This is a genomic window from Prauserella sp. PE36 (assembly GCF_003311655.1).
Classification (GTDB): domain Bacteria; phylum Actinomycetota; class Actinomycetes; order Mycobacteriales; family Pseudonocardiaceae; genus Prauserella_A; species Prauserella_A endophytica.
This window is the reverse complement of the sequence record NZ_QEQT01000025.1, coordinates 1-1,181: the sequence shown is the minus strand read 5'-3', so window position 1 is coordinate 1,181 and position 1,181 is coordinate 1. Positions and strand designations below refer to the sequence as shown.

Here is a 1,181-nt window from a genome sequence, read left to right as displayed (position 1 = left end):
GGTGGCCAGCCCGGGCAGGGCAAGTCCAACGCGGGCCGGGTGGTCATGCTCGGCGCGGCGCTGGATCCGCTGGCTGAGCTGCGGGTGCACGTGTTCGCGCTCAACGGCGACTTCGACGCCTACGCGCCGCGCCTGTCGCGCTACCACAAGGGCGCCACCGCCGAGCACGTCGAGCTGGCCGCCGCGCACCTGCACGAGCTCTACGACGAGGTAGGCCGCCGGGAGCAGCGGTTGGCCGATCTCGGCGCGAAGAAGCTCACCCGCGCGATCGCCGAGCAGCACGAGGACATGCGCCCGATCGTGGTGCTGTTCTCCGAGTGCCACGAGCTGTTCGGCAAGAGCGAGGACGCCGCCGGTCTGGCCGTGGACGTGGTCAAGCGAGGCCGCAAGACCGGGGTGATCCTCGGGTTCGACACCCAGTCCGCCCGGGCGAACGCGATCCCCTCCGAGGTGGTCGAGAACGTCGGCGTCAACGGCTGCTTCTCAGTCAAGACCTGGCGCTCCAACGACGGTTTCCTCGGCGACGGGTCGTTCGCGGCCGGTATCCGCGCCACCGACCTGCGGTTCAACGTGGACCGGGGAACGATGGTCGCCACCGGGGTGTCCGATGAGCTGTTCGAGATCGTGCGGACGTTCTTCATCAAGGTCGATGACGACGCCGGGTGGGACGCCGCCACCGAGGTCATCGAACGCGCGATGGGGCAGCTCGCGCCGGGCACCCGGCGAGAGGGCCAGGCCGCGCCGCTGCTGATCGAGACCGACCGGGACCTGCTCGACGACACCGCCGAAGTGCTCGGCACCACCACCGAGCGCATCCCCGCCGGGGACCTGCTCGGTGCGCTGCGCAAGCACGCCCCGAAATGGAAGCCCTACCGCGATCTCACCGTGCCCAAGCTCGTGGAGGCGCTCACCGCAGAAGGTGTGAAGGTCGCCCGTACCGGCAACCGCAACCTCATCGACCCGGCCACGGTGCGTGACGTCCGCGCCCGGCGCTCCACCGCCGATCTCGATGAGTGAGTTAGCCCGGCCCGAACCGGCCAATCCCCACAGAATCCGGGCCGACCCGGCCGGTTCGCACCCGGCGCTCACTCGCTAACTCCCTAACTCCGCCCAGCTCAACACCAGTGAGCCCGCCCAACGGCACGGAGTTAGGAATCTAACTCGACACCACCGCTCTAACC

At 69.4% G+C, this 1,181-nt stretch carries 1 protein-coding gene; it reads left to right on the top strand.

Features of this window, described 5'->3' with window-relative positions; all coding sequences use genetic code 11:
- A partial coding sequence (locus DI005_RS00765; RefSeq protein WP_255565644.1) for an FtsK/SpoIIIE domain-containing protein occupies positions 1-1,017 on the top strand: 1,017 nt, incomplete at its 5' end.
- Positions 1,018-1,181: the final 164 nt, after the last annotated feature.